The following is a 24,864-nucleotide window of genomic DNA, read 5'->3' on the forward strand; positions in this document are numbered from 1 at the left end:
TCACTGTCGACAATATGAAGTGCGGTCATCGTGATGATGCCTTTCGAGTGGGATGTGAGAGTTTCCTCGAAGGATCACACGGTGACCGCGCCTACGTCGGAAGCGACGAGCCGGCCACCGCGGGCTACACCACTTTATGGGGCACTACTCCCACACCCAGAGTTCACCATCTATCTCCACCGTGTCGCCGAGCCGAACCTTGTACTCGTCAGACATCACTCTGCCCTTCTTTCGCTGCCAGATTCTGCAGTCGTATACACGGTTTCGCTGCTGAAGACCGCGGCGAGGTCTATGTTGAGTAGTCGTCGCCAGGCCATGTTGTCGATCCATGCGCAGGCCAGAGGTGGGCAGTCGGGAGAGACGATCCGGCACAGCTCCCCGCGGGGCCGACCGCCGACGGCCATCTCCAAGATTAGGGATTCCGTCTCCCGTGCGGGCAAGCAGCGATCGTGGCGCGACGCCGACAGGTAATCGAGATTCGCGGTCGCGCGATTGTCGTGTCCCGTAAGTACCTCGTAACGCCAGCCGAGTCGACCGCAGATAGTTGCCGTCTCGCCGAACTGGACGCGGGCAAGGTCGTCGATGCGCTCTGCCGGGCGCACATCGAATAGCCCAAAGCTGCCGTCGGTGAACTGCGCTAATAAGTCAGGGATGTGTGAGTCCCCCGACAACTGTGAACCGTGCCCGAAGGCGATCGCCAGCGGCTGCGCCCACAGTCGCTCAGCTTGCCCGCTATAGTCCAGCCACAGGACTTCCCAGCGTTCTTCCTGGGACTCGCACCACACATGCGATCGCGTGTGCTGCCAGAAGTACATCGCAGGCGTGAATTGATGGCGAACGCCTTTCGACTTGCGAACGCTCATGGGATCGATCGCCTGCCAGTCTCTGTCTCCGAGGTCTCGACCGACAGCCGCCCACTCGAGCTCTCTGTCTGTGGCGCGGCCGCTGCCCATGCGCGGGATCCAGTGCAACTCGGCAGATGATGTTCGACACCGAGGGGTGATCCGCCTGGCCTCATCGACTGGCCGCACTGCAGCCCCTTTCACAAGTGAACCCGTGGTTCAGGTGATGCGAAGACGATGGGGGCAATCGGAGCCCCATCGCTCCTGTATCCACTGCTGATGCTCCTCCGCATCGACAGCGGATACAGGAAGGTCGTCGGCGTTTCCTGACACACGGTGTCACCGTAGCCGGGCCGCATGTCACCTAAAGCTGGTTTGTGTCACCTCAACGCGGTTCCGACAAGAAAAGTCTTGACGTAGCATCCGCTCGGGCGTAACGTACAACCAAATGGTTGCACAACGAGAACTGAGCGAAGCGGAGACCGACCGTGTGTTCCACGCACTGGCGGCCGCGACTCGGCGTGACATTCTGCGCCGAACGAGTGGCGAAGAGCAATCCGTGTCGTCCCTCGCGGGCGACTACGACATGTCCTTCGCCGCCGTGCAGAAGCACGTCGCCGTCCTTGAGGCCGCCGGCCTCATCATCAAGCGTGCCGAGGGACGCGAGCGGCTCGTCCGCGCGAATCCCGAGATGATCGCGCGCGCTCGGGCGCTGCTCGCCCGCTACGAAGAACTGTGGCGCGACCGCGTCGCTCGCCTCGATGATCTGCTCTCTGAAAACACCGAAGGAGACTGAAATGCCTGTCACCGATATCACCACGGATGCTGAGAATCTCACCATGACCGTCGTCGCCGACTTCGCGGCTCCGATCGAACGGCTCTGGCACGTGTTCACCGACCCGGCCCAGCTCGAGCGGTTCTGGGGTCCTCCCGGATGGCCCGCCACCTTCACCCAGTTCGACTTCACGGTCGGCGGCAAGGCGCTCTATTGCATGACCAGTCCGCAGGGCGAGCGCTCTGGCGGATCGTGGGAATTCTTGAACATCCTCGAACCGCATGGCTTCGACGTCATCGACTCCTTCGCAGACTCCGACGGCAACCCGCTCGAGGGCATGCCGGCGATGCGGATGACGTTCGGCTTCGAGCCGACGGATGCCGGCAGCCGCATGATCAACACCAGCCACTTCGACTCCGCCGAGGCGCTCGAGCAGGTCGTCGCGATGGGCGCCGTCGAAGGAACGCGCATGGCCATGGCGCAGCTGGATGCCGTACTGCAGGACCTGCGCGAATACGCGCAGGGCAAAGGCACGCGCGTCGAACTGCTCGACGACACGCACGTACGCATCACGCGCCTCGTGAACGGTCCGCGTGAGCTGGTCTGGCGCGCGCATCACGACGCCGAGCTCGTGAAGAAGTGGATGCTGGGACCGGACGGCTGGGAAATGACGGAGTCCGTCGTCGGCATGGCTCCGGGTGACACGTACCGCAACTCCTGGGCGCCGATCGGCGACACCGAGGGCGAGCCCTTCGGATTCGAGGGCGAGGTGCTGCTCATCGATGCCCCGCGCCGTGCCGTGACCACCGAGCGGATGCAGGGCATGCCGACCCAGACGCTGAACGACCTGAACCTCTACGAGGAGGACGGCGCCACCCTCGTCACGGTGCTCATCGAGTACCCCGACAAGGAGACGCGCGACATGATCCTCGCCACCGGCATGGCCGACGGCATGGAAGCATCCTTCGCCCGTCTCGAGCGCGAGGTGCTGGGCTTCACGAGTTCATAACTCCGGACAAACCAGGCCCGAACGCGCCGAACCTACCGCTGCGCCGCGAGTCTGATCGGCGCGTTCGCGCCGCCGTACCCGTCGTAGCCGCCGCGACGTTCAACCACCTCGAAGAAGACGTCGCCGATGGTGCGAGTGTAGAAGTGGATGAACTCGCCGTCGGCATCGCGGTCGTACAACAGATCGAGTTCCTGCAGCGACGCCAGCATGTCGGCGGGCAGGTCGAATCGCGCCGCGAGGTCGTCGTAATAGTTCGCGGGAATCCGCAGATGGTCGATACCGCGCTCTCGCGCTCGCCGAGCCACAGCGAACACGTCCGAGGTCCGCACCGCGACGTGCCGAGCCGGGGGTTTCGCGGTGGGCGGGGCGAGGTTGATCGGCACCCGGATGATTCCGTCCGGGGTGCGCATCACCTGACTGCGGATCAACCCGTGCGGCCCCGGCACATCGGCCGGAGCATCCGCCTGCAGTGACAGGGCGCTCGACATGAACAGCACCGCCTCGTCGAAGTCCTGCCACGCGTACGCGAGGTTGATGTGATCTATCTCTCCCACGAGTCCTCCGGCGATCTGTCTGCCGCCCTCGAACTCCTGGAGCCACGATCGCTCCACCGGCCGGGAGCTCCAGAACACTTGCGTGCCGTCGGGTGCGGCCACACCCCGCAGGTGCTGCTCGCCCTCATACGTGCGCCGGAAAACCGAGGGGGACCCGAGTGCGAGGGCCCGCGACACGGCGGCCTCAGCATCCGCCGTCTGCAAGCCGATTCCCGCGAGGACCGGCTCACCGCTTCGCACCTGCTCGTTCAGGATGACTCGCGCGGACCCCGCACTCCACAGGCGCACCGGCTTCGACCTGTGCTGTCCCTCGAATGCGAAGCCGAGCTGCTCGAGCAGTTCGTCCACCTCGGCGAGATCGGCTCCGGCCACTTCGATGAAATCCAACCCGGTCGTTGCGGGTGCCTCACCGATCTGCCCCTGCGACCACCCGTTCGCAGCTGCCGTGCGGTCAGCCAGCCACACCAGTGATCGATGCGCGTGGGCCGCGGTGCGTACCGTGTCGGTCTGCCGGTATGTGTCGTTGAAGACTTCCAGCGACCACGGCCCCGCGTATCCCGCCTGCACGACGTGTGTCATGAACCCGACCAGATCGAATGACCCTTCACCGGGGAACAGCCTGTGATGCCGACTCCAGGACAGCACGTCCATGTCGAGCGCCGGGGCATCGGCGAGCTGAAGGAAGAAGATCTTCTCCGCGTCGATCTGCTCGATCGCGGCCGGGTCGTGGCCGAGCGAAAGGATGTGGAAGCTGTCCAGGCAGACGCCGAGGTTCGGTCGATCGGCCCGCTTCACGATCTCCCACGTGCGACGGTAGTCGTCGACATACCGTCCCCAGGCGAGCGCCTCATACGCGAGACGGATGCCGTGCGCCGCAGCCCTGTCCGCCAGCTCGCCGAGCTGACGTGCAAAGACGTCGTCATCATCGACGGTCGCAGTTCCGACGTTGCTGCAGACGAGCATCAGATCGGTGCCGAGGCGTCTCATGACCTCGAACTTCGCCTCTGCGCGGCGCATGTTGTCGACGAACACATCGTCGGCGACTCCCTCTGCATCGCGGAAGGGCTGGAACATCTCGATCGTGAGCCCGAGTCGGTCGCAGAGCGCGCGGATCTCTTCGGGGGACTCCGGTGCGGCAATGAGATCCGCATCCATGATCTCGACTCCATCGAAACCCGCTTCGGCGCAGGCGTGGAGCTTTTCGACGAGCCCTCCGGAGATGCAGACGGAGGCGATTGAAGTACGCATGGCTGTGAACGTACCAGTTTGTACATTAATTTCCCAGAGGTGTTGCCGATCAATGTACTAACCGGTACATTCAATTCCAGCACCGATCCCCAGATGAAGGTCAACGACGACATGCACCAGCAGCTACCCCCGCAGGAGACGATGATTCGTCGCGCCACGAGAGGGATTTCTGCATGACGCTCGTCGGTCTGCTCGGAGAGGGAATCGCCACTTCTCTCACTCCTCCGATGCATCGTGAAGAGGCGCTCCGCTTGGGGCTCGACTACGAGTATCGAGTGCTCGACACCGCCTCGACGGGCCGGGGCGTCAGCGATCTGCCGCAGATCCTCGACGAGATCGTTGCGGACGGCTTCGACGCGATCAACGTCACGCATCCGTTCAAACAGGGCATCATTCCGTACCTGGATGAGCTCACCGCTGACGCCGCCGAGCTCGGTGCTGTGAACCTCGTGCTGTACCGCGACGGTCGCGTGATCGGGCACAACACCGACTGGACGGGCTTTCAGTACGCGCTGCGCGCGGGCCTCACCTCGATCGAGGGCGAGAACGTCGTGCAGGTCGGCGCCGGCGGCGCCGGCGCGGCCACCTGCTTCGCCGCATTGAAGTCAGGGGCGACCGAGATGACGATCGCCGACTTGTTCCCCGACGCAGCGGACAGGCTCGTCGGCCGAATGCGGGAGCTCTTCCCGCAGGCCACGATCAGAAGCTGTGCTCTCGCGGATATGTCCCCCGCTCTCGCGAACGCCGACGGCGTGGTGCATGCGACGCCCACCGGGATGCTGCACAACCCAGGGCTCGCTTTCGAGCTCGACGGGCTGCGCCCTGAGGCCTGGGTCGCTGATGTGGTCTACCTTCCCCTGGCGACTCAGCTCGTGCGAACAGCGCGTTCCCGCGGACACCGCGTACTCGATGGCGGCTTGATGGCCGTCGGGCAGGCGATCGACAGCATCCGGATCATCACGGGTCACGAGCCCGATGGAATCCGGATGCGGCAGCACTTCCTCGCACTCGTCGATGAGGAAGCCACAACCCCCACTCACACAGCAACAACATCCCAGAAAGGGACTCAACGGTGAATCCTCGAATCACAACCGTACGTCGTGCCATCCTCGGCCTTACCCTCGTAGCCAGCCTCACCCTTGCGGCGGCCGGGTGCGCATCGGCTGAGCAGAACGAGAACGCCGGAGGCGACTCCGACGAGATCGTCGTCGGCTACTCCGGCTACACGCTCACCAACCCGTACTTCGCGGGACTCGTCCGAGGCCTTGAAGAGGGTGCCGATGAGTACGGCTTCCGCCTGCTTCAGACCAACTCGAACGGTGACAACAACACCCAGACCAGCGACATCCAGAACCTCGTGAGCCAGGGCGCCGATTACATCATCGTCAGCCCCGCCGATGCATCCGCCATCGTCCCCGCCGTGAACGCGGCGGCCGACGCCGGCGTTACGGTCGTCGGCATCTCCGACACGATCGATTCGGATGCTGTCACTTTCACGGTCGCAATGGACCACGTGACCATCGGCGAGCAGAGCGCTCAGGGCATCGTCGACTTCCTCACCGAGAAGTACGGGGAGCCCAAGGGCAAGGTCGTCGAGATGCAGGGCATCGCCGGGAGCGCTGCGGGCTCGGATCGGACCGCTGGATTCGACAACATCATCAGCGAGTACCCCGGCATCGAGGTCGTGGCGCGCGTCGATGGCGGGTTCGACACGGACAAGACGTTCCAGCAGATGTCGACCATCTTGCAGGCCCACTCCGACATCGATGCCGTGATGAACGCCAACGACAGCGAAGCGCAGGGAAGCACCAAGGCGATCGAAGCGGCGGGGCTCTTCAAGCCCGTGGGTGACCCCGACCACATCTTCGTCACCGGCAACGACGCACCCGCTCCTGCAATCGCGGACATCCGCGCGAACCGCCAGGATATGACTGTGGCATCGAACCCGATCGAGCTCGCCAAGCTCGTGATGAAGAACATCGCCGATGTGGAGAAGGGTGAGAAGATCACCGGATTCATCGAGTGGCCCGGTCAGATCATCACCCCTGCGAACATCGATTCCGCAGAGGTCAAGGAATACGGAATCTGGGCGGATGAAGTCAAATAGCATCACTCGACTCTCTCTCGAGGGCGTCTCCAAGACCTTCGGCACCAACACGGTGCTGGAGGACGTGGGGTTCGTCCTCGAGGGGGGCCAGATCACCGGCCTGGTGGGCGAGAACGGCGCTGGTAAGTCGACGCTGATACGTACGCTCTCCGGCGCCATCGAACCCACAGCGGGTGAGATCACGATCGACGGAGCGCCGCTTCCGCGCTCGGCGAAGGCCGTGATCGATGCGGGGATCAGCGTCATCTACCAGGAGCTCACCGACATCCCGGACATGTCGTTGCTCGAGAACGTACTGCTGGGAAACCTCGAGTCCCGTGCTGGCGTGAAGAGCCGGGCGGCGAACAGGCGGCGGGCGCAAGCCGGCCTCGAGCGCGTCGGCCTGGGCGGGATCGACCTCGGTACGCCTATCCGGGATCTCACCATCGCGCAGCGCCAGCTCGCCGAGATCGCGCGCTGCCTCGTTCGGGATGCTCGGGTACTGATCCTCGACGAACCGACATCGTCGCTGCCGGAGGCAGACGTCGAGACTCTACTGAACGTGGTCACAGCACTGCGGGCAGAGGGAATCGCGATCCTCTACGTGACCCATCATCTCGACGAGCTCTTCCGGATCTCGGATCGGCTGGTCGTGCTGCGTGACGGCCGCAAGGTCGCCGAGGGCGAGACCTCAGACTTCGATGAGAAGTCCTTGGTCCGCGCCATGCTCGCAAAAGACCTCGAGCAGGCGTACCCGTATCGCGCTCGCGCTGTCGGGTCGATCGTCCTGCAGGTCGATGATCTGGTCGCCGCCGGGTCCAACGGCAACTCGATCGTCGCGCGGGCGGGCGAAGTCGTAGGGCTCGTCGGTCTCGCCGGTGCCGGCCGGACCGAGCTGATGCGTGCGATCTCCGGCGCGAACAATGTCTCCTCCGGTTCGATCTCGATCAACGACGAAGCCGTACGCACTGGCTCGCTGGCCAGGGCATCACGAGCTGGAATCCTGTACGCACCCGAGGACCGCAAACGAGACGGACTGGTCCTCGACGGCAGCATCGAATCCAACCTTGTCTACGGCGACTACCGAGGCGTCTCGCGCTGGGGGTTCCTCGACTTCCGAGCCCTCGCCCGGAACGCACGCGATGTCGCCAAGCGATACCAGGTTCGGATGAGCTCGACGGCTCAAGCCGTCGGCGAGCTCTCTGGTGGGAATCAGCAGAAAGTCGTCGTCGCTCGGATCTCGGAGCGAGACCCGAGTGTCGCGCTCTTCGACGACCCGACGCGAGGTGTCGACGTCGGCGCGAAAGCCGGCATCTACGAGCGCATCTTCGACCTCGCTGAACGCGGGACCGCTGTCCTTGTCTGTTCGAGCGACACCGACGAGGTACTGGCCGTCGCTGACCGAATCTATGTGCTGGTCAGCGGCAGCATCGTCGCGGAGATCTCCCGTGATGACTTCGAACGAGAGCACATTCTCCACCTCTCCGCGGGTGGAAACGCAATGAGTGGAAACGCAATGAACGGAACGCTCCCCCTATGACGAACTCCGCTGTGGCCCCCGGCGCTCAGACGCGTTGGAAAGACGCATCGCGCACGGTCCTCAACAGTAATCTTCTCCCGATCATCGCCGCGCTGATCATCGTGTCGGTCGCGCTCTCGGTGATGACGCCGACGTTCTTGACCGCGAGCAATCTGACGAACATCGTGACGCAGAGCGCTGTGGTTGGCATCGCCGCTATCGGCGCCACGTTCGTCATCATCACCAGCGGCATCGACCTCTCCGTCGGCGCGAATATCGCGCTGTCCGGCATGATCGGCGCGATCGTCGCGCAGGCGACCGGCAACGGCTTCTTCGGCATCGCCGCTGTCATCGTGGTGGCGGCCGCGGTCGGCGCCTTCAACGGAGCATCCGTCTCCTGGCTGCGTCTCGCGCCGTTCATCGTGACGCTCGCGACCATGGGAATGGCGCGCGGTCTCACGCTGCAGATCAGCCAGGGGCAGTCGGTGTACAGCCTTCCAGAATCGCTGAACTGGCTGGGTGCCTCAGCCGTGTTCGATGTGAAGACCTCCGCCCTCACGACGGTGCTACTGTTCGTCGTTGCGCACTTCGTGCTCTCGCGCACAACCTTCGGCCACCGGATCTACGCTGTCGGCGGCAACGCGGAAGCGGCGAGGCTCGCTGGCATCAACGTGCGCCGTGTGGTCTTCTCCGCATACGTGATCGCGGGTATCGCGGCCGGCATTGCCGCGCTGATCCTGCTCGGGCGACTCGACTCCGCGACGCCGAACGCCGCGACGGGCACCGAACTGCAGGTGATCGCGGCCGTCGTCATCGGTGGGACGAGCCTGTTCGGCGGCAAGGGCAGCATGATCGGAACGTTCGTCGGTGTGCTGCTGATCGGCGTCATCAACAACGGGCTCACCCTGTTGAATGTGTCGTCGTTCTGGGTGCAGTTCGTGCAGGGTGCTCTGATCTTCCTCGCCGTGCTGCTCGACTCCGTCAGCACTCGTCGACGCTCGCGGCAGTCACGATCGTGAGCATGCAGTGACGACGGACCATCGAGTTCTCGGCAGGGAGCTGTCGAACTGGGGTCGCTGGGGTGACGATGACCAACTCGGCACGTTGAACCTCCTGACCCCGGAACGCGTGCGCGCCGGTGCGGACAGCATCCGTACCGGCCACGTGCTCGAACTGTCGCTGCCGCTGGGCGGCGATGGTCCGCAACCCGCCGGGAGCCGTCGCACCAATCCGGTGCACATCATGACCCGGCTTCCGGATGCGCCGGTCGAAGAAGGCGGCTTCCACTACTTCGACGATGCGATGTTCCTGCACCTGCAAGGAGCGACGCAGGTGGATGCGCTCGCCCACGTCTCGTACGACGGGGCACTGTACAACGGCGTGTCCGCGGCGTCAGCCGTGACCGCGGCGGGCGCGTCGCGCCTCGGCATGGAGAACTACGTCGGCCGCATCAACGGCCGGGCAGTGCTGCTCGACATTCCTGCGCTGACTGGTCGCGCGCGACTGGACTCGGGCGAACCGGTGACAACGGAAGACCTGCTGATGGCGGAGGCCCGTGCCGGAGTGCGGGTGGAGCCGGGGGACATCGTCCTCGTGCGCACGGGATGGATGCAACTGCTGCTCGAGGGCGATGCGCAAGAGTATTTCGCCACCGAACCCGGTTTGGACCTGTCCACAGCTCGTTGGTTGCGTGAACGAGACGTCGCCTTCGTCGCCTCGGACAACTGGGGCGTGGAAGTCGCGCCATCGCAATCCGGCGCCGCGATGCCGTTGCACTGCGTTCTCGTGCGCGACATCGGGATGCCGCTGGGGGAGATGTTCGTGATGGAGGAGCTTGCAGCGGCCGCTGCCACGTTGGGCCGATCCGTGTTCCACCTCTCATGCGCGGGGCTCCGAGTCACCGGTGGGGTCGGATCGCCGGTGAGTCCGGTGGCGACGTTTTGATCGAGCGGTATGAGCTGCGGGGTAGGGCATGATGTGGGGGTGGACGCGATGAGCGAAAAGGCTGCGCCGGTGGTGCGCAAGCGCGATGCTGAGCGCACGCGCTCGGAGCTCCTCGAGGTAGCCACCGAGGCATTCGCCGAGTCAGGTTACGCGGGAACGCGGGTCGATGAGATCGCCGAGCGCACGCAGACGACGAAGCGCATGATCTATTACTACTTCGGCGGCAAAGAGCAGCTCTACCTCGCCGTGCTCGAGAATGCGTATCGCGGCATTCGCGAGACCGAGCAGTCGATCCATGCCGGTGATCTGCCGCCCGTGGAAGCGCTCCGCCAGATCGCTGAGCTCACCTACGACCACCACCTCAACCACAGTTCGTTCATCCGGCTGGTGTCGATCGAGAACATCCACCATGGCGAGTTCATCAAGCGTCTCGACGGACTGCGCACGCTGAACCAGCCGGCCGTCGATGTTCTGGAAGCGGTGCTCGAGCGCGGTCGAGCCGAGGGGTCGGTGCGCGCCGATGTCGACGCGCTCGACGTGCACCTGCTGATCAGCTCCTACTGCTTCTTTCAGGTCGCCAACCAATACACCTTCGGGTACCTGTTCGACCGCGACCTGCTCGCAGAAGAGCGGCGCGAACACCTGCGATCGATGATCGGCGATGTCGTCGTGGCGTGGATGACCGCACCGACGTCGGCCTGACGCGCCTCAGATCAGGCGGCGCAGGGCCTGCTCAAGAGAGATGCCCTGCGCCTGCGCACGATCGCGCAGCCGCGCGTGCTCGTCGGGCGTGAGCGTCACGTGCAGATCGATTGCAGATGCCGCGGACCCTTCAGGGACCTCGAAGACGTCGAGCAGTGAGGATGCTTCGGCCCACATCGGCTGCGACTTCTGCGCGCTCGCTGAGCCTGTCGAAGCGTCGCCACCGAGCGTGAAGCCGGGGCCGCGGCGCGGTTCCTGCTTCGCCTGGTACGCCTTCGCAGCCGCGTTCGCCCGCTCGTCAGCTGCTTCGTTCAGATCGTGTCCTGCGTGACCCTTCACCCAGGCGAACTTCACATCTCTTCCCTGCATCGCCTCATCCAGCGATTCCATGAGGTCGCGGTTCAGCACAGGGGCGCCATCGGCTTTGCGCCAGCCGCGGCGCTTCCATCCCGGCATCCATTTGGTGATCGAATCGATCACGTACTTGCTGTCGCACATGATCAGCAGCGACTCGTCCGACCCTGCCGTCGCGCGCAGCAGCTCGAGGACCGCCCGCAGCTCGCCCTGGTTGTTCGTTCCGTGCGGAGAACCGCCCGCCGCCCAGTTGTCGTCGTCGATGTACCAGGCCCAGCCGTTCGGTCCTGGATTGCCGAGGGCGGAGCCGTCTGCGGCGGCGGTGATCGTCATCCTTCAACCGTAACCGGTTGGGTCAGGCGTGCTCTTCGGGTGCGTCGTGCTCTTCGGATGCGTTGTGGTGTTCGGGTGCGGGAAGCGCGACCGGGATGCTGATCGACGAGACGCTCGTGCCGGCTTCGAGCCCCAGGCCGATCTCGAGCGGATCGACGGGGACCTCGGGAAGATCGTCGACCGAGCCGTTCCGATCGAGTGGTTCGCCGGGGAGGGCGGCCCACGCATCCTTGTCTGCGGGGTTCTGCGAGAAAAGTCCCATGATCTCCTCGGATGATCTAGAAGTCGTCGATGATGAGCTTGCTCATCTCCATCATCTTCGCGTATGCACCCGGACGTTCCATGAGTTCGCCCATGTTCTCGGGAACGATCTGCCAGCTGAGCCCGTACTTGTCAGCGAGCCAGCCGCAGACTTCCGCTTCGGGCACTGCGGTCAGGGCATCCCAGTAGTGGTCGAGCTCTTCCTGATCCGCCACGCGCACCTCGAACGAAACCCCGCAGTCGAACGTGAAGTCGTGGGCTGGTCCGCCATCCATCATCGAGAACCACTGATCCGCCAGCCGGAACTCGCCGAACATGATCGTCCCCGGTGACGCATGCGCGGACGGCACCTCTTGTGCGGACTGCGGTGGGTGCACGGCGATGTAGCCCACGCCCGCGTCCGGGAACAGCGAGCAGTAGAACTGTGCCGCTTCACGTGCCTTGCCGTCGACGGACTCGGTGAACATCAGCTGCGGAATGAGGAACGGTCGCGGTTCACCTTCGGGGCTCGTGAGGATCAGCTGCCAGTTCACCCCGTACCGGTCTTCCACCCACCCGTACCGCGGGCTGAACGGGTACTCGCCAAGTTCCATCCGCACCTCCCCACCCTCGGAGAGACCAGCCCACACGGCGTCGAGGCTGGCGCGCGCGGCATCCCGATCATCACCGAAACGCGTGGGGTCGAAGTTCAGCATGAACGACACCGAGGGGTTCGGGCGGAACTCCGACCCCGCGTTGATCAGCGTCAGCTGATACCCCCCAACGTCGACATCGACCGTGAGCGTCTTGCCGGCGAAGTCAGCCTGCCACTCTGCCACCTCATCGGGATACCTCGCGCCGACCGTCGCTGTCGTGTCGGGCAGGATGCCGGCATAGAACTTGCCCGCCTCATCGGCGTTCTGATCGAACCAGATGTTCGGAATGATCTTCTGAGACATCTCGACTCCTTTGTCGTGACCGCGAAACGCAGCCTGTGAATAAAGAGTGCTCCGGACGCGCCGCGTATTCAAGAGGGATGTGCCCCGTGCGGTGAATCTGTCTAGCCTGGGGTGATGGCATCTGTCACGGAGTTCGAGCTCGAATGGAACGCCTGGATCGGGACGTTCATCGCCGCGGTCGTGGCGATCGCGATCGTAGCGGCGATCGTGATCAGTGCGCGCTTCATCGCGGGCCGGGCGCGCGGACGCTCCGCGTGGATCGCTGATTTCGAACGTCGCATCCGCATACCGGGCATGACCCTGGCGTTCGTGATCGCCGTATGGATCGTGTGCGCGGCGTATGCGCCCGCGACGCTGCCCTGGTGGCCGGTCCTGCAACGGGTGCTGCTCATCGCGGCAGTACTGGTGGGCGCCTGGCTGCTGTCGACCGTCGTCACGTTCGGCATGGAACGGCTCATGCAGTACGACAGCCGCAAAGACGCCACGAGTCCTGAGGCCCGCCGCCGCAAGACGCAGCTGACCATCATGAACCGACTCGTCGTCGTGCTGATCGCGGTCATCGCCGTCGGCGTCGTGCTGTTCTCGTTCCCCGAGGTGCGAGCGGTCGGCACGAGCATCCTGGCATCTGCCGGTGTCATCAGCGTCATCGCCGGTCTTGCCGCGCAGTCGACCCTGGGCAACCTCATCGCGGGAGTGCAGATCGCCTTCACGAACTCGATCCGCGTCGGCGACGTCGTCGTCATCGAGGGCGAGTGGGGCACGATCGGCGAGATCAACCTCTCGTACGTCGTCGTCTACATCTGGGACGAGCGGCGTCTGATTCTGCCCTGCACATACTTCACGACGACGCCCGTCGAGACGTGGACGAGGAACTCTGAGCGCATCATCGGCACCGTCTACATGGACCTCGACTGGCGGGTGCCGGTGGATGCTGTGCGTGAGAAGTTCATGGAGATCGTCACCGCCTCACCGCTCTGGGACCAGCGTTCGGCGAACGTGCTCGTCACCGGGTCCGAAGGTGGCTACGTGACCGTGCGGTTCAAGATCTCGGCAGCGAACTCTGATGACCAGTGGGATCTGCGGTGCCTTGTGCGCGAGAAGATCGTGACCTGGCTGCAGCAGGAGCATCCCGAGGCGCTGCCGGTCACGCGCGTGGCGATGGAGGATCGCCCCACTGGGTGAGCGCGCGACACCCGTCAGTGGATTTCACGGGCGTCAGCCCGGATCGGGCGCTCCGCGCTGACAGGTGTGATCCGCACTGACGGGTGTGCGGTCAGGCAAGTGCGGTCAGGCAAGTGCGGTCAGGCAAGTGCGGTCAGGATGCCGCCGCTGCACGCACTGCCTCGACGAGCTGTCTCCAGGCGCCCTCGAGCGCCGACTCCGGAAGGGTCTGCTCGAGCCGGGCGCCGGGCGGGCGCGCCTGGATTCTCCAGACATACCGGTCTGCTCCCGACTCCGTCGGCGCGGGATCCTGCCAGGGGCAGCGATAGATCAGCTCGATCCAGTGCGGCTCTTCATCGCGGGGCGGCACGACCTCCCACTGACGACGGAGCCCAGCGATGCCGCCGGTGCGCACGACTGTGACGATGAACCGGTCGTCGTCATCCGGTGCGGCGGGTTCCTTCAGCATCGAGCACTCCCACGGTCATCCATGCGTCGCGTACTGCGGCGGTCACCTCTTCACCGTACTCGTGGTCGGCAGCTGACACCGTGGCGTCCGCGAATTCACGGAACGTCGCGGTCGAGGAGAGCCCTCCGGTCAGCGCGCGGTACCAGACGGTGCCTGCGTGTTCCCAGGCCTTGCCGCCGAGCGCACGGGCGGTGAGCGCGAAGGCGCGATTCGGGATGCCGGAGTTGATGTGCACGCCGCCGTTGTCTTCTGTGGTCTGCACGAAACCGGTCATGTGCGCGGGCTGCGGGTCTTTGCCGAGTTCATCGTCGTCGTATGCCGTGCCGGGTTCGAGCATCGATCGCAGCGCCTTCCCCTGCACCGCATCGGTGAAGATACCGGCTCCGATCAGCCAGCTCGCATCTGCCGCCGTCTGCCCGAGTGCGTACTGCTCGGCGAGTGCCCCGAACACATCGGCGATCGATTCGTTGAGCGCGCCGGGCTGCCCCTGATACTCGAGGTTCGCGGTGTGCTGGATGACGCCGTGCGCCAGCTCGTGGCCGATCACGGTGAGCGAGCCGGTGAAGCCGCGGAACACCTCGCCGTCGCCGTCGCCGAACACCATGCGCTCGCCGTCCCAGAAGGCATTGTCGTAGTCGGTGCTGTAGTGCACTGTGGCGTCGAGCGGCGCCCCTGCTCCGTCGAGCGAGTTGCGCTGAAACGCCCCGAGCAGCATCTCGAATGTCGCCCCGAGCCCGTCGAACGCCTCGTTGACAGAGACGTCTGCGACCGGCCCTTCGTCCTCGGTGCGCACGACGACACCAGGCAGCTTCTCGGTGCCGCCGGCATCGTTGATCGTGCGGTTCGGAGCATCCGTCAGCTCGGCGACGAGGTCGCCGTTCTCATCGATCGACAGGGTGATGCGCGCGCGGAACTGCGGACGACCCGCCAACAGAGTCTGGCGCGCGGCATCGGCGGCCTTCGGGAACCGACTCGACTGCGCGAGGCGGGCGAGCAGGTATGCCGGAATGATGCCGTGTACGCCGTCCATGCGATCGACGATACGCGGGGGAGCCGACACGTGTCATGGGGACTCTCGTCCGACACCTCCCGGCGGCGTCTTCTCCCAGCTCGCTCGCGTAAAATCGGCCCAATGACCGACGCACCCTTCGACAGGCTCAGGGACCGACCCGACAGGCTCAGGGACCTCGGCGACGGCCTCGATCCCGATGAGCTCGCGATCACTCTCCGGGTGCTCGCTTCGCTCGATTCGATGAGCGAGCAGCATCCCGATTACATCGCCGTCCGCCGCGCGACCGCGCAGATGTTCAAGGCCGTCAAGCGCGCGCGCCGCAAGGAGATCCGCGAGGCGGTCGCCGAAGCCGACAGAGCGGTCGTCGCGAAGACCGCGACCGGCGCTCCCGATCGCATCGACGATGAGACGCGCGGCATCGATCTGGCCACCAGCGCGCAGGCTCCGGTCGCAGGCGAGCTCATCAAGCCCCGCAACTGCTACATCTGCAAGCAGCCGTACACGCTCGTCGACGCGTTCTACCACCAGCTCTGCCCGGACTGCGCGCGGTTCAGCCACGGCAAGCGCAACGCGCGCACCGACCTCACCGGCCGTCGCGCGCTGCTCACCGGCGGACGCGCGAAGATCGGCATGCACATCGCGCTGCGTCTGCTTCGCGACGGCGCGCACCTGACGATCACGACGCGTTTCCCGCGGGACGCCGTGCGTCGGTTCGCTTCGCTTCCGGATGCCGCGGACTGGATCGACCGCCTCCGCATCGTCGGCATCGATCTGCGCGACCCCGCCCAGGTGGTCGCGCTGGCCGACTCCGTTGCAGCCCAAGGGCCGCTGGACATCCTCATCAACAATGCGGCCCAGACCGTCCGGCGCTCGCCGGGTGCCTACTCCCTGCTGGCGGATGCTGAGATGCAGCCCCTTCCTTCGGGAAAGCTGCCTGAGATGGAGACGTTCGGGCACACCGCAGACCCGCACCCGCAGGCGCTGCAGGCATCCGTCGATGCGAATCCCTTGCTGTCTGTTGCGGCGCTCGGCGGAACCGTCGCGGAGCAGGGCGGTCAAGCGCTGACCGCTGAGGATCTCGCGCGCCTCGCGATGGCTCCCGGTTCGTCGTCGCTTGCAAAGCACAGCGACGGCTCGGCGATCGATGCCGGCGGTCTCGTGCCCGACATCGACCACGTGAACAGCTGGGTGCAGTCGATCGAACAGGTCGACCCGCTCGAGATGCTCGAGGTGCAGCTGGCGAACACGACCGCTCCCTTCCTGCTGATCAGCAGGCTTCGGGCGTCGATGGCTTCGTCCAGCGCGCACCGCAAGTACGTCGTGAACGTCTCTGCGATGGAGGGACAGTTCTCGCGCCGCTACAAGGGCCCAGGTCACCCGCACACGAACATGGCCAAGGCCGCCCTCAACATGCTCACGCGCACCAGTGCGGGCGAGATGCTCGAAACCGACGGCATCCTGATGACCGCCGTCGACACCGGGTGGATCACCGATGAGCGGCCGCATCACACCAAGGTGCGACTCGCCGAAGAGGGCTTCCACGCGCCGCTCGATCTCGTCGACGGCGCCGCACGCGTGTACGACCCGATCGTGCAGGGCGAGGCCGGCGTCGATCAGCACGGGGTGTTCCTGAAGGACTACAAGCCCAGCCCCTGGTGAGTGCGGGTGAGCGTCGTCCGCTCTGTTGCGCCTGTCGGAGGGTGTTGCACCTGACGGACCTTTTCGGGTCATCTCTCCGACGCCCGTAACAAGCTCCGATGGATACAACCCCGTAGCGCCCGGCCTAGAGCCGATCCACCCCGGTCACCGTCACGACGGCCTCACCCGCTTCATCGGATGCTGCAAGGTCGATGGTCGCGGAGATCCCCCAGTCGTGATCCCCAGCCGGATCGTCGAAGATCTGCCGTGCGGTCCACTGTGCCGCGCCCTCGGTGAGGATCAAGAGCTTCGAGCTGCGGGCATCCGGACCAGTGAGGATCTCATCATGCTCCGCGAAGTAGCCGTCGAGCGCGTCATCCCACGCATTCGCACCGAAGTCCGCATCCAACAGCGCGAGCCCGTCGACATCTTCGAGGGCTGCCAGCTGCACTCGCCGGAAAAGCTCATTTCGTACGAGGGTGCGGAACGCGCGCACGTTGCTGGTGAGGCGCTTCGGAGCCGGCGGGACAATCGGCTCTTCGTCGGGACGATGCAGATCGACGATGCCGTTGTCGGTGCCGGCGCGCAGCTCCTCCCACTCATCCAGAAGTGAAGAGTCGACCTGGCGCACGAGCTCGCCGAGCCACTCGATGAGGTCGCGCAGGTCTTCGTTCTTCAGCTCTTCTGGGATGGTCTGGGATGCTGCGCGATACGCATCCGACAGATAGCGAAGCACCACTCCTTCAGAGCGTGCGATCTTGTAATAGGCGACATATTCCCCGAATGACATGGCTCGCTCGTACATGTCGCGCACGACGGCCTTCGGATGCAGTTCGAAGTCGCGGATCCACGGCTGCGCAGCGCTGTACGTCTCGAACGCTGCACCGAGCAGCTGCTCCAGAGGCTTCGGGTACGTGATCTGCTCGAGCAGCTCCATCCGCTCGTCATACTCGATGCCCTCGCGCTTCATCTCTGCCACGGCATCACCGCGAGCAAGGAATTCCTGCTGACTCAGTACCGCACGCGGATCGTCCAGCGTCGATTCGACGATCGAGATCATATCGAGGGCGAACGAAGCCGCTTCCGGATCGAGCAACTCGAATGCGGCGAGAGCGAACGGTGACAACGGCTGGTTGAGTGCGAAGTTCGGCTGTAGGTCGACCGTGAGGCGGATCTCCGGCTCTCGCCCCTTCGACAGGCTCAGGGAGCGAGGCTCGGACTGCTCGACGATTCCTGATTCGCGCAGCGTCCGGTAGATCCCGAGCGCCCGTAGCGCGAGCAGGCGTTGCCTGTTGCGGGGCTCGTGGTTGTCATATACCAGTGCGCGTATATTCCCGAACACGTCACCGCCGCGGCCGATCACATTGAGCATCATCGCGCTGGTGATTTGCATGTGCGAGGTGAGCGTCTCAGGCTCAGCATCCACGAGTTTGCGGAATGACGGCTCGCCCCACGACACGAATCCGTCCGGCGCCTTTTTGCGGATCAGCTTGCGCTTCTTCTTCGGGTCGTCGCCGGCCTTCTTGATCGCCGCGGCGTTCTCCGACTCGTGCTCCGGGGCCTGGCAGACCACGGTGCCCGCCGTGTCGTATCCCGCGCGCCCTGCGCGACCGGCGATCTGATGGAACTCGCGGGCGTTCAGCTGCCGCATCCGCGTGCCGTCGAACTTCGTCAGCGCGGTCAGAAGCACCGTGCGGATCGGCACGTTGATGCCGACGCCGAGCGTGTCGGTGCCGCAGATGACGCGCAGCATCCCGCGCTGGGCGAGTTGCTCGACGAGCCTGCGGTACTTCGGCAGCATCCCCGCGTGATGCACACCGATGCCCGCGCGCAGGAACTTCGACAGCGTCTTTCCGAACGCCGTCGTGAACCGGAACTCTCCGATCAGAGCGGCGATCTCGTCGCGCTGCTCACGCGTTGCGATCTTCGTGCTCGACAGCGCCTGCGCCCGCTCCATCGCGGCCGCCTGCGAGAAGTGCACGACGTAGATCGGCGACTGGCTGGTGCCCAGCAGGTCTTCGACCGTCTCGTGGATCGGCGTGAGCTCGTAGAAGAAGTGCAGCGGGACGGGACGCTCGACCCCGGTCACCACTGCGGTCTCACGGCGAGTGCGCCGGGTGAGGTCTTCGGCGAGTTCGGTGACATCGCCGAGCGTCGCCGACATCAGCACGAACTGCGCCTGCGGAAGCGTCAGCAGCGGCACCTGCCATGCCCAGCCGCGATCGGGGTCGGCGTAAAAGTGGAACTCGTCCATCACGACCTGGCCGACGTCGGCCGAAGGGCCCTGGCGCAGTGCGAGATTCGCGAGGATCTCAGCCGTGCAGCAGATGATCGGAGCATCCGCATTCACCGACGAATCTCCGGTGATCATGCCGACGTTGTCGGGGCCGAAGATGTCGACGAGTGAGAAGAACTTCTCGCTGACCAGCGCCTTGATCGGCGCGGTGTAGTAGCTGCGTCGGCCTTCGACGAGCGCCGCGAAATGGGCGCCGATCGCGACGAGTGACTTTCCGGTGCCCGTCGGCGTCGACAGGATCAGATTGTTGCCGCAGGCGATCTCGATGACCGCTTCATCCTGCGCGGGATACAGCTGGATGCCGGTGGCCTCTGCCCATTCCACGAACGCCATGTAGACGGCATCCGCATCGGAGCCGTCGGGAAGAGTCGTGGGATCGAGAAGAGAAGACATGAAAAACGGCCGGCTCAGGCCTTCTTGACGACGCTGGACTTGAGCAGCATCGCGCCGAACCCATCGATCTTGCAGTCGATGTCGTGACCGTTGACGGGATCGATGAGGCGGATGCCGCGCACCTTGGTGCCCGCCTTGATACCTGTCGAGCCCTTGACCTTGACGCTCGTGACGAGGGTGACGGTGTCTCCGTCGGAGAGGACGTTGCCGACGGCATCCTTCACGACCTTCTCAGCCGGCTCGTCTGCCGAGTCGGAGGATGCTTCGCTTGGCGACCATTCGTGACCGCACATCGGGCACACCAGCAGGGCGCCCATTTCGTAGGCGTGCTCACTGGAGCACTCGGGGCACAGAGGAAGCGAATCAGCCATGTGATCAGCGTATCTCGGCGGCGAGTTCACGCCCGCGGTGCATCCCGGAGCGCGGTCATCCACGGGATGAGTTCGTCGATGGCTTTGAGCGCGACGCCACCGTGGCCGACGCCGGGGTAGGTGTGCGAGGTGACGGCGGTTCCGGCGGCCTGCTGTGTGCGGACATAGGCCGCCGTGGTGTCCGGGCGCACGAGCGTATCGGACTCTCCCTGCGCGACGAACAGCGGCATCGGCAGCGCGGTCTGCTGCGGGGTGTTCGCGGTGAGCAAGTCGTCCCAGGGGCTCGTGCTCTCGGGCGGGTGCGAGATGAACCCGCCGATGAGCGGAGTCGCGATGTCGTGCAGCTTCGCGTTCTGGCCGAGGAGGCAGAGCTCGCTCATGCTCGGCACCGCCGCCGCGCCCGCCTCGGTGAGGATGAGATCCAGAGGATCGGGCGGCAGAGAATCCGCATACGCGGCGGCGTAGGCCGAGAAGGCGTACGCGCCGATCGTGACTCCAGAGACATCGCCGATGTCGGCTTTGAGCAGCTCGCCGAGATCTGTCGCGGGAGCGGCGACCGCGACTCCCAGGACCGTGAGTTCGGGGGCGTAGTCGGCGGCGTTCTGCGCCGCGAAGAGCGCGGCGTGGCCGCCCTGAGAGTGTCCCCACAGCAGCAGATCGGCACTGATCTGAACCTCGGGGATTTTCTGGGTCGCCCTGGCGATATCGAGCAGGTTCGCGGCCTCGGTGTCGCCGAGTAAGAAGGATGGCGGACCGGGCATCCCCATCCCGGAGTAGTCGGGCGCTGCGACCACGAAGCCGGCATCGAGCAGCGCCTCGAGTCCCTCGATCAGGGCGAAGGGCGCGACCCCGATCGATGGGGCGCACCGTGGTGCGATACCCGTGGTCGGATGCCCCCAGAGCACGAGAGTCCGAGGCTTCGCTGTGGCTGCGGTCGGGGTGATGATCATGCCGGACACGAGCGCGTCCGCACCGGTCTCATCGGTCGAGTGGTACAGGATGCGCCACGCTTCAGCGCCGGACGGCGCACCGACAGCCTTTTCGACGCGGACGACATCGCCGGGATCTCCAGACGGCGCAGGACTCGGAACCGTATAGAACGCCTGCACCTCCGGCTCGGCGATCATTCCCTCTTCCACGCGCTCGGCGAAGTTGCCGAGTTTCAGAAGGCTCGGGAGCGCCGCGATCACGAGTGCTGCGAGGACGACGACGACGACGATCAGGGCGCGGTGCCGGGACGTGTGCTGTTTGTCGCCCGTGCCGCTTTCGCGCATGGCCCGTCCCCAGAGGTCGCGATCCTCTGAACATCATGCACCCGCGGTGCCGGGCGGCACCACTCCTCTGGGACGGTCATCGTGGCGGTCATGGGGTCAGCAGATGCAGATCAGATCACTTCGACAGCGCACTGGATGCCGGGGGCCTCGGCGATGCGGCGATCGCGCGTGAGCAGTGTGCACTCGAGCGCCTCGGCAAGTGCGACGTAGGTCGCGTCGTAGACGCTGAGGTTTGCTCTGAGGCGTATTGCCCGTGGAACAAGAAGAGTCGAGGTGAAGCGCGTCGCGGCGAACTCGCCGAGATCTTCCACAGCTTCGTGAAGTGCAGCGTCATTGAGCTTGTGTCCAAGCCATAGGCCGCGCAGGGCTGATGCCACTTCAACATCGAGTATGTCGGGCGCGCCGAGTTGTGACTGCTTGATCGTCGATAGCGTTTCGGGTTCGAGGACGCCCAAGAGACTGTTAACGACGACAGAGGCATCGACGACGATCACTCTGACCGCCCGCGTCGAATGGCTTCCACGATCTCGTCGGCGGTCAGATGCATCCGGTTGCCGCGCGCAGTGATCTCATCCATGAGTTCGGCGTTCGTCCGCACGCTCGCCAGCTTCGTCAGCTCGTGTGTGAGGTATTGCTGCAGCGACTGTCCGTTCTGCTCCGCGCGCCGAACCAGCACGGCGTGCACCTGCGGAGGAAGGTCTCGAATCAGGACATTGGGCATGCTTACAGTATGCATGCATCAACCCGCGTCATGATCGGGGAGAGCGTGTCGAGCAGCGCCCGCATCTCGGCGACGTCGCCGCGCGAGGACGAGCCGTGCGACAGTTGACGAGCCGCATACCGTGACCACGGCGAAGCCTGCGCCGCGCACGGCTGAGAGAGCAAGGATCACTGGCAGCGCATCTGTTGCAAGCAGCACGAGTGACGGTGGCGGCCACGGCGTTGACGAGCCTGACGCCCACTTCGTCGGCGCCGCCGCGCACCGCCCACAGCGGCACGATCTACACCAGCGCGCTCAAGCCGGCGAAACTGAGCGCCGACAGCACCATAGCGCTTGGATTCCGGGGGTTCTGACCACACGTCGGGGAGCCGCCGTCGCACCACCCATATCCGCCTCAGCCTACCGACCGAGCTGTGGGAGGTGCTGTCAGATCAGTGCCTCACGCGCAGGTTGATGACAAAGGCGATACCTGCCAGCACAGCAGTCGCCATAATCCCCGTCATCGTCGCGACCGTGAGTCCCAGGGGGGCTCAGGGCTCCGATCATCAGGACGGGAACGGCGACCCCACTCTGCGCGGCGACGAAGTACGCAGCGGTTGTGCCGGCCCGGCTGTCACTGGCGATACCATCACTGAGCATCCCCAGCCCGCCCATGAAACCGAGACCGGCGCCGAAACCGCCGATGATCGCTCCTGCGGCGAGCACGATGAAGCTGGTCAGAACCAATCCGACCGCGATCAGCAGCAGCGAAGCTATCAGCAGTCCCAGGCCGTACAGGATCGCCCAGCGATACGGACGATTGAGCAGGAGTAGCTGAGCGATCACTCCCGCTTCGAAGAGGACGAATGTCGCCGCGCCCACGAGAAGCAGATTGTCCACTCCCAGCGTGCTGATTATGAACTGCGGAGAAAGACTTGTGAATAGACCGAGGATGGCGAACGCCGGGAAGATCATGATGGCGATCCGCCAGTAGGCGGATCGGATGGCGGCGGGCACGCCGATCTGCGGTGCTCAGTCGATGGGCCCCGCCCGGCGGCGGTGCGTTTCACGTACGAACACCGTGGCGATGCCCGCGGCGATCACGAAGGAGAGGAATACCCAGAAGGCCAGCACGGTCGGGGCGGGAAGGTACTGTGCGAAGAATCCGGCCAGGAGCGGACCGAGTCCGAGCCCGCCCGTGTTGCCGCTCGTGGCGACCATCGCAGGTACCGAGGCGCGGCGTCCTGGGTGCAGATCAGCCAGCGCGACCGTGGCTGCTGAGGTGATCAGTCCGACGCTCACGCCGCTGAAGAACCGCCGGACGAACAGCGCGGCAACGTCGACGGCCATGATGAAAAAACGGTCGAGAGGATGGCTGCGATCAGAGCCCGATCGGGAGAGGTCGTCGGCCTACCTGGTCGGAGAGCTCGCCGAAGCACACGAGCGCGATCAGCACACCGGCAACGTACACCGCGACGATCCACGTCGTGGTGGCGGTATCGAACGCGAGTTGCTCCGCCCACAGCGTATAAAGCGGCGTCAGTATCGTTCCGCCGACCGTGAGGAGTGCGAAGGTCGCAGCGATGACGCCGAAAGAAGAGCGTTTGCCGAGCTGTGGCATCGGGGACATATAGAGACTCTCGGTTGCTCCACCGGTAGCCGGTACGTGAGACCGGATGGCTGTCTTCCACACAACACGTTTTGCCACGGCGCGGGAGGATCACGGAACCCGTGATTTGAGCGTTCCTATTTCACGTCAGGCGACACTGCACGGGGGTGAATGATGCGGTGAACTTCAGTTTGAGCGAAGGCGCTCCGTCCGGAGGCAACGTGGCCCACCGAGAAAGAGGAAATCACATGACGGTTGAAAGCATTGAAAATGCTCTGGCACGACTCGGCGCACAATTTGCGCCGGGGACGAAAGCCCGACGCGGTCTGCGTGCGCTGGCGGGCGTGATCTCAGCCGGCGCCGTCGTCGCGCTGGCTGCGTGCTCTAGTGGTGGCGCCCCAAGTCCGGACGCTGGAGGAGAAGGCAACGCGGATAGCGGTGTCGCAGGCAAGCGCGTGGTGATGGTTCACTGTGGGGATATCAACCCGTGGTGCGCTGTCTACAATGAGACGGTCATCGAGGGGCTCGAGGCCGAAGGTGTTGAGGTCGAATACCTGCAGGATCCGTTCGATGTCGCTCTGCAGATTCAGAACCTTCAGTCTGCGATCGCGCAGCAACCGGACCTGATCCTGCTCACGCCCACTGATGACAACTCCGTCGTTCCGTCGCTGCAGCAGGCGAAAGCGGCCGGTGTTCCGGTCATCATCAGCAACACACGGCCCGCTCCTGGGGCCGAAGACCTCGCAATGACGGTTGACGCCGACCACGGTTCACTCGGAAAGTTCGCAGCCATGAACATCGTGGAGGGTCTACAAGAGCTCGGCATCGAAGAAGGCAACGTCATCGCGCTGGCTGGCTCCGACACGACCGCCACCAGTGGCCTGCGAATGGAAGAGTTCCATAAAGAGATGGCGAAGTACCCCGAGTACAAGATCGTCGACGAGCGAAACACCGACTGGGATCCTGCCGCTGCTGGCCAGATCGCTACCCAGCTCTTCGCGGAGTATGAGAACAAGGGCGGTATCCAGGCGGCCTACGGCATGGCTGATTATCTTGCCAACGCAGTGATTCAGAGCGCAGTGCAATCGGGCATTCCGGTGGGAGTGGAAAATGACGGATTGATCGTCACGGGAAGCAACTGCTTCAAGGTAGGAATCGATAACATCCGCGCCGGTTTGCAGTATGGCACCGGCACCCAGACGCCGGTTGCCGAAGGCGAATGGCTCGTCAAGTGGACCCTCGAGTACCTCGAGACGGGTGAGATCCCACCGGTCAACCTCAACACCGCGAACCGTGTAACGGCAGACAACGTCGAGGAGTTCGCCGAAGAGTGCAGCACCTCCTGACCGGAGGCGACCACCTATCAACCCTTGAGG

The 24,864-nt window shown here is 64.7% G+C and carries 27 protein-coding genes; 12 read left to right on the plus strand and 15 right to left on the minus strand.

Going from position 1 to position 24,864, the window contains the following annotated elements:
* Window positions 1–215 precede the first annotated feature (215 nt).
* Window positions 216–863, minus strand: a complete 648-nt coding sequence (locus ACN0RC_RS05635; protein ID WP_417509673.1) for a hypothetical protein — start codon at window positions 861–863, stop codon at window positions 216–218.
* 427 nt (window positions 864–1,290) lie between these two features.
* On the opposite strand from ACN0RC_RS05635, the gene ACN0RC_RS05640 reads away from it, so the two are divergent.
* Both ACN0RC_RS05640 and ACN0RC_RS05645 read left to right on the plus strand, forming a co-directional pair.
* Window positions 1,291–1,638, plus strand: a complete 348-nt coding sequence (locus ACN0RC_RS05640; RefSeq protein ID WP_417509675.1) for an ArsR/SmtB family transcription factor — start codon at window positions 1,291–1,293, stop codon at window positions 1,636–1,638.
* A gap of 1 nt (window position 1,639) precedes the next feature.
* A complete protein-coding gene (locus tag ACN0RC_RS05645) occupies window positions 1,640–2,626 on the plus strand; it encodes an SRPBCC family protein (RefSeq protein ID WP_417509678.1) in 987 nt (328 codons plus the stop codon).
* 32 nt (window positions 2,627–2,658) lie between these two features.
* Here ACN0RC_RS05645 and ACN0RC_RS05650 read toward each other — a convergent pair whose 3' ends face one another.
* Complete coding sequence (locus tag ACN0RC_RS05650; RefSeq protein ID WP_417509680.1) at window positions 2,659–4,428, minus strand: TIM barrel protein; 1,770 nt, start codon at window positions 4,426–4,428, stop codon at window positions 2,659–2,661.
* A 173-nt stretch (window positions 4,429–4,601) separates the two neighbouring features.
* On the opposite strand from ACN0RC_RS05650, the gene ACN0RC_RS05655 reads away from it, so the two are divergent.
* Genes ACN0RC_RS05655 through ACN0RC_RS05680 form a run of 6 tightly spaced genes read left to right on the plus strand, consistent with a single transcriptional unit; the run spans window position 4,602 to window position 10,679 of the window.
* On the plus strand, window positions 4,602–5,504 hold the full coding sequence (locus ACN0RC_RS05655; RefSeq protein WP_417509682.1) for a shikimate dehydrogenase: 903 nt from the start codon (window positions 4,602–4,604) through the stop codon (window positions 5,502–5,504).
* Window positions 5,501–6,535 carry a sugar ABC transporter substrate-binding protein gene (locus tag ACN0RC_RS05660; RefSeq protein WP_417509683.1) on the plus strand — a complete coding sequence of 345 codons (1,035 nt, stop codon included), beginning with the start codon at window positions 5,501–5,503 and terminating at the stop codon, window positions 6,533–6,535. The genes ACN0RC_RS05655 and ACN0RC_RS05660 overlap by 4 nt, the downstream gene beginning before the upstream one ends.
* Window positions 6,522–8,054 carry a sugar ABC transporter ATP-binding protein gene (locus tag ACN0RC_RS05665; RefSeq protein ID WP_417509685.1) on the plus strand — a complete coding sequence of 511 codons (1,533 nt, stop codon included), beginning with the start codon at window positions 6,522–6,524 and terminating at the stop codon, window positions 8,052–8,054. The genes ACN0RC_RS05660 and ACN0RC_RS05665 overlap by 14 nt, the downstream gene beginning before the upstream one ends.
* Entirely contained in the window at window positions 8,051–9,052 is a 1,002-nt protein-coding gene (locus ACN0RC_RS05670) for an ABC transporter permease (protein WP_417509687.1), read from the plus strand. Before ACN0RC_RS05665 ends, ACN0RC_RS05670 begins: the two co-directional genes overlap by 4 nt.
* Window positions 9,053–9,059: 7 nt before the next feature.
* The gene (locus ACN0RC_RS05675) at window positions 9,060–9,977 is read left to right on the plus strand and encodes a cyclase family protein (protein ID WP_417509689.1); all 918 of its coding nucleotides are present in this window, start codon (window positions 9,060–9,062) and stop codon (window positions 9,975–9,977) included.
* 48 nt (window positions 9,978–10,025) lie between these two features.
* On the plus strand, window positions 10,026–10,679 hold the full coding sequence (locus ACN0RC_RS05680) for a TetR/AcrR family transcriptional regulator (RefSeq protein WP_417509691.1): 654 nt from the start codon (window positions 10,026–10,028) through the stop codon (window positions 10,677–10,679).
* 6 nt (window positions 10,680–10,685) lie between these two features.
* On the opposite strand, the gene ACN0RC_RS05685 is transcribed toward ACN0RC_RS05680, so the two are convergent.
* Genes ACN0RC_RS05685 through ACN0RC_RS05695 form a run of 3 tightly spaced genes read right to left on the minus strand, consistent with a single transcriptional unit; the run spans window position 10,686 to window position 12,565 of the window.
* Window positions 10,686–11,366, minus strand: coding sequence for a ribonuclease H family protein (locus tag ACN0RC_RS05685; RefSeq protein WP_417509693.1), 681 nt, complete (start codon window positions 11,364–11,366; stop codon window positions 10,686–10,688).
* A 22-nt stretch (window positions 11,367–11,388) separates the two neighbouring features.
* Entirely contained in the window at window positions 11,389–11,628 is a 240-nt protein-coding gene (locus ACN0RC_RS05690) for a hypothetical protein (protein ID WP_417509695.1), read from the minus strand.
* A gap of 16 nt (window positions 11,629–11,644) precedes the next feature.
* A complete protein-coding gene (locus ACN0RC_RS05695) occupies window positions 11,645–12,565 on the minus strand; it encodes a VOC family protein (protein WP_417509697.1) in 921 nt (306 codons plus the stop codon).
* Window positions 12,566–12,679: 114 nt separating this feature from the next.
* Here ACN0RC_RS05695 and ACN0RC_RS05700 point away from each other — a divergent pair, with 114 nt between their 5' ends.
* Window positions 12,680–13,747 (plus strand): mechanosensitive ion channel family protein, encoded by a 1,068-nt coding sequence (locus ACN0RC_RS05700; RefSeq protein ID WP_417509699.1) that lies wholly within the window; start codon window positions 12,680–12,682, stop codon window positions 13,745–13,747.
* Between the two features lie 133 nt (window positions 13,748–13,880).
* Here ACN0RC_RS05700 and ACN0RC_RS05705 read toward each other — a convergent pair whose 3' ends face one another.
* Together ACN0RC_RS05705 and ACN0RC_RS05710 are read right to left on the minus strand one after the other, a co-directional pair.
* Window positions 13,881–14,195 carry a protealysin inhibitor emfourin gene (locus ACN0RC_RS05705; RefSeq protein WP_417509701.1) on the minus strand — a complete coding sequence of 105 codons (315 nt, stop codon included), beginning with the start codon at window positions 14,193–14,195 and terminating at the stop codon, window positions 13,881–13,883.
* Window positions 14,167–15,225, minus strand: coding sequence for a M4 family metallopeptidase (locus ACN0RC_RS05710; RefSeq protein WP_417509703.1), 1,059 nt, complete (start codon window positions 15,223–15,225; stop codon window positions 14,167–14,169). The genes ACN0RC_RS05705 and ACN0RC_RS05710 overlap by 29 nt, the downstream gene beginning before the upstream one ends.
* Window positions 15,226–15,327: 102 nt before the next feature.
* Between ACN0RC_RS05710 and ACN0RC_RS05715 the strand changes: the two genes are divergently transcribed.
* Window positions 15,328–16,866: an SDR family NAD(P)-dependent oxidoreductase gene (locus tag ACN0RC_RS05715; RefSeq protein ID WP_417509705.1), complete on the plus strand. Its 1,539-nt coding sequence runs from the start codon at window positions 15,328–15,330 to the stop codon at window positions 16,864–16,866.
* A gap of 124 nt (window positions 16,867–16,990) precedes the next feature.
* Here the strand turns inward: ACN0RC_RS05715 and ACN0RC_RS05720 are convergent, their stop codons facing one another.
* The 5 genes from ACN0RC_RS05720 to ACN0RC_RS05740 form a co-directional block, all read right to left on the minus strand.
* Window positions 16,991–19,534: a DEAD/DEAH box helicase gene (locus tag ACN0RC_RS05720; protein ID WP_417509707.1), complete on the minus strand. Its 2,544-nt coding sequence runs from the start codon at window positions 19,532–19,534 to the stop codon at window positions 16,991–16,993.
* A gap of 14 nt (window positions 19,535–19,548) precedes the next feature.
* The gene (locus ACN0RC_RS05725; protein WP_417509709.1) at window positions 19,549–19,905 is read right to left on the minus strand and encodes a zinc ribbon domain-containing protein YjdM; all 357 of its coding nucleotides are present in this window, start codon (window positions 19,903–19,905) and stop codon (window positions 19,549–19,551) included.
* Between the two features lie 26 nt (window positions 19,906–19,931).
* Entirely contained in the window at window positions 19,932–21,179 is a 1,248-nt protein-coding gene (locus ACN0RC_RS05730; RefSeq protein WP_417509712.1) for an alpha/beta hydrolase, read from the minus strand.
* A gap of 110 nt (window positions 21,180–21,289) precedes the next feature.
* A complete protein-coding gene (locus tag ACN0RC_RS05735) occupies window positions 21,290–21,673 on the minus strand; it encodes a type II toxin-antitoxin system VapC family toxin (RefSeq protein WP_417509713.1) in 384 nt (127 codons plus the stop codon).
* Window positions 21,670–21,900, minus strand: a complete 231-nt coding sequence (locus tag ACN0RC_RS05740) for a FitA-like ribbon-helix-helix domain-containing protein (RefSeq protein ID WP_417509715.1) — start codon at window positions 21,898–21,900, stop codon at window positions 21,670–21,672. The genes ACN0RC_RS05735 and ACN0RC_RS05740 overlap by 4 nt, the downstream gene beginning before the upstream one ends.
* 200 nt (window positions 21,901–22,100) lie before the next feature.
* Here ACN0RC_RS05740 and ACN0RC_RS05745 point away from each other — a divergent pair, with 200 nt between their 5' ends.
* Window positions 22,101–22,253 (plus strand): hypothetical protein, encoded by a 153-nt coding sequence (locus ACN0RC_RS05745; protein WP_417509717.1) that lies wholly within the window; start codon window positions 22,101–22,103, stop codon window positions 22,251–22,253.
* A gap of 73 nt (window positions 22,254–22,326) precedes the next feature.
* Here ACN0RC_RS05745 and ACN0RC_RS05750 read toward each other — a convergent pair whose 3' ends face one another.
* The 3 genes from ACN0RC_RS05750 to ACN0RC_RS05760 are packed head-to-tail and all read right to left on the minus strand — an operon-like array spanning window position 22,327 to window position 23,509.
* A complete protein-coding gene (locus tag ACN0RC_RS05750; protein ID WP_417509719.1) occupies window positions 22,327–22,896 on the minus strand; it encodes a hypothetical protein in 570 nt (189 codons plus the stop codon).
* A 15-nt stretch (window positions 22,897–22,911) separates the two neighbouring features.
* Complete coding sequence (locus tag ACN0RC_RS05755; protein ID WP_417509721.1) at window positions 22,912–23,229, minus strand: MFS transporter; 318 nt, start codon at window positions 23,227–23,229, stop codon at window positions 22,912–22,914.
* Window positions 23,230–23,260: 31 nt separating this feature from the next.
* The gene (locus ACN0RC_RS05760; RefSeq protein WP_417509723.1) at window positions 23,261–23,509 is read right to left on the minus strand and encodes a hypothetical protein; all 249 of its coding nucleotides are present in this window, start codon (window positions 23,507–23,509) and stop codon (window positions 23,261–23,263) included.
* 146 nt (window positions 23,510–23,655) lie between these two features.
* On the opposite strand from ACN0RC_RS05760, the gene ACN0RC_RS05765 reads away from it, so the two are divergent.
* Window positions 23,656–24,834, plus strand: coding sequence for a sugar ABC transporter substrate-binding protein (locus ACN0RC_RS05765; RefSeq protein ID WP_417509725.1), 1,179 nt, complete (start codon window positions 23,656–23,658; stop codon window positions 24,832–24,834).
* Window positions 24,835–24,864: the final 30 nt, after the last annotated feature.

It is taken from the genome of Microbacterium sp., from assembly GCF_048259935.1.
Lineage (GTDB): Bacteria > Actinomycetota > Actinomycetes > Actinomycetales > Microbacteriaceae > Microbacterium.